The following is a 2,583-nucleotide window of genomic DNA, read 5'->3' as shown; positions in this document are numbered from 1 at the left end:
ACGCTCTCGCCGCCCCGGGAATCGACCTGTTCCGCAAGCTGATTCAGGACTACGAGCGCGAGCACGACGTCCCGATGGCCGACATCGCCGCGGCGCTGGCCGTGCAGTCGCGCGACGGCGAGGCGTTCCTGATGGCCCCCGAACCGCCGCCGGAACGGCGCGAACGCCGGGAACGTCCCGAAAAGTCACACGAAAGACCCGGGCAGTCAAGGAACTTCGCCACCTACCGGATCTCGGTGGGCAAGCGGCACAAGATCGGCCCGGGCGCGATCGTCGGCGCCATCGCCAACGAGGGTGGCCTGCACCGCAGCGACTTCGGCCACATCGCCATCGGGCCGGACTTCTCGCTCGTCGAGCTGCCGGCCAAGCTGCCCAAGTCGACGTTGAAGAAGCTCGAGCAGACCCGCATCTCGGGCGTGCTGATCGACCTGCGGCCGGACCGCTCACCGGGCAAGGGCAAGCCGTCCAGAAAACACGCCGGATGACGCTCTCCGAGGAGCAAGACGCCCAGGGCGGGCTCGAGCAGGTCTCGCACGTCGACCGCGTCGCGTCGCTGACCGGCATCCGCGCCGTCGCCGCGCTCACCGTCGTCGGCACCCACGCGGCCTACACCACCGGCAAGTACACCCACGGCTACTGGGGACTGGTCGGCTCCCGGCTGGAGATCGGCGTGCCCATCTTCTTCGTGCTGTCGGGTTTCCTACTGTTTCGCCCGTGGGTCAAGTCGGCCGCCACCGGCGGCCCGCCGCCGTCGCTGAGTCGCTATGCGCGACACCGGGTTCGGCGCATCATGCCCGCCTACGTCATCACCGTTCTGATCGCCTATGTGCTCTACCACTTCCGCGAGGCCGGCCCGAACCCCGGGCACACGTGGCTGGGGCTGGTGCGCAACCTGACGCTGACGCAGATCTACTGCAACGGCTACCTCGGCAAGTACCTGCACCAGGGCCTTACTCAGATGTGGAGCCTGGCGGTGGAGGCCTCGTTCTACGTCGTGCTGCCGTTGCTGGCCTACCTGCTGCTGGTCCTGATCGCCCGGCGGCGCTGGCAACCGAACCTGATGCTGGGCGCCCTGGCCGCGATGGCGTTGATCAGCCCGGGATGGCTGGTCCTGGTGCACACCGACCATTGGTTCCCCGATGGCGCCCGGCTCTGGCTGCCGACCTACCTGGCGTGGTTCCTGGCCGGCATGGCGCTGGCCGTGCTGCAGGCGATGAAGGTGCACTGCTACGCGTTCATGGCCATCCCGCTGGCGGTCGTCTGCTACTTCATCGCCTCCACGCCGATCGCCGGCGCACCCACGACGTCGCCGGCCACCCTGAGCCAGGCCGTCTGCAAGACCGTGTTCTACGCCGTCATCGCCGCGCTCGCGGTGGCGCCGCTGGCGTTGGGAAATCAGGGCACATATGCGCGGCTGCTCGCCAGCCGGCCGATGGTGTGGTTGGGCGAGATCTCCTACGAGATCTTCCTGATTCACCTCATCACCATGGAATTCGCGATGGTCTACATCGTCCGCGCGCACGTTTACACCGGCTCCATGGGCTACCTCTTCGTCGCGACGCTGGCGGTGACGATCCCGCTCGCCTGGCTGTTGCACCGCTTCACCCGGGTAAAGGACGGCTAGGTGGCCGACGACGAAGGCGGGACGGACCTCCACCCCCGTCGTCGTTGCTGTCCAACGTGGCGGTGCGCGCGGGCGAAATCGTCACCGCGATCGCGGCGCGCGAGCAGCGACGGCACACGTCGCCTCCGCTTAGCACGCCGGCGATCCGCCGTCGTCACATCGGCCCGTTCGTATCTGCGCTGAGCGGCCGACGTTTTGCCCGCCTCACAGCGACTGTCCGGTTGCGCGGCACCACCGCGGCTCGCTGTCGCTGTGAGGCGGGCACAACGGGTATTGGTCCTCGCGGCGAGACGTGTGGGCGGATGTGGCGATCTAGCCCCGCGCGCCGACCGGCGCCACGATCGGGACGACGAACTCCTCGATCATCGCCCTCTCGTCGGCCTCGTCCCGACCGGGGTAGGTCAGCAGCGACGTGAGCACCCGCACCACCCAGCGGGCCCGGCGCTCCACGACGCCGCGATCCTCCGGGCCGAGCGAGCCGACGAACGCGGCGGCCAACGCCGTGATCACCTCCGACTGCGCCAGCTCCCCGCCGACCGGCGGCCGGCTGACGGCGAACCACGCTGACAGCGCGGGGCTTTCGCGCACCATCCGCAGCGCGGCGGTCATGCTCGCCACCAGCCGTTCGCGCGGGTCGTCGACGCCGTCGATCTCGTTGGCGATCGCGCGGCCGAGTCGGCGCGCCTCGCGGTGCACGTACGCGGTCCGCAGCGCCTCGCGGTTTTCGAAATACCGGTACAGCGTCGCTCGGGAACAGCCCGCGGCCCTGGCGATTTCGTTCATGCCGATGGAAGCCTGGTCCCGCCGCGTGTAGAGCGCCTCGGCGGCGTCGAGTATCCGGTTAACGGCCGCCTCGCCGCGGCGGTCGGCCAGCCAGTCGGTCATCGGGACGTCGTGCTCGCGCTCGTAGTCCTGAATCAGCTTGCGGAACAGGTCGATTCCCGGGGCGGCGAGAGCGT

Annotated in this window: 3 protein-coding genes; 2 read left to right on the top strand and 1 reads right to left on the bottom strand. The window is 69.1% G+C overall.

Annotated elements, in window-relative coordinates; genetic code table 11:
* A partial coding sequence (locus tag A5706_RS28515; RefSeq protein ID WP_197518018.1) for a DbpA RNA binding domain-containing protein occupies positions 1-485 on the top strand: 485 nt, incomplete at its 5' end.
* A complete protein-coding gene (locus A5706_RS28510; protein WP_068138813.1) occupies positions 482-1,624 on the top strand; it encodes an acyltransferase in 1,143 nt (380 codons plus the stop codon). The genes A5706_RS28515 and A5706_RS28510, both read left to right, overlap by 4 nt.
* A gap of 312 nt (positions 1,625-1,936) precedes the next feature.
* On the opposite strand, the gene A5706_RS28505 is transcribed toward A5706_RS28510, so the two are convergent.
* Positions 1,937-2,509, bottom strand: a complete 573-nt coding sequence (locus A5706_RS28505; RefSeq protein WP_068138817.1) for a TetR/AcrR family transcriptional regulator — start codon at positions 2,507-2,509, stop codon at positions 1,937-1,939.
* Positions 2,510-2,583 lie beyond the last annotated feature (74 nt).

It is taken from the genome of Mycobacterium sp. E796, assembly GCF_001672815.1.
Taxonomy (GTDB): Bacteria; Actinomycetota; Actinomycetes; order Mycobacteriales; family Mycobacteriaceae; genus Mycobacterium.
This window is presented reverse-complemented; position numbering and strand designations above follow the sequence as displayed.

What these genes read in the sequence shown, in the direction of transcription:
- A5706_RS28510 (WP_068138813.1), top strand. Translation starts at nt 482, where the DNA reads ATGACGCTCTCCGAGGAGCAAGACGCCCAGGGCGGGCTCGAGCAGGTC.
- A5706_RS28505 (WP_068138817.1), bottom strand. Translation starts at nt 2,509, where the DNA reads ATGACCGACTGGCTGGCCGACCGCCGCGGCGAGGCGGCCGTTAACCGG.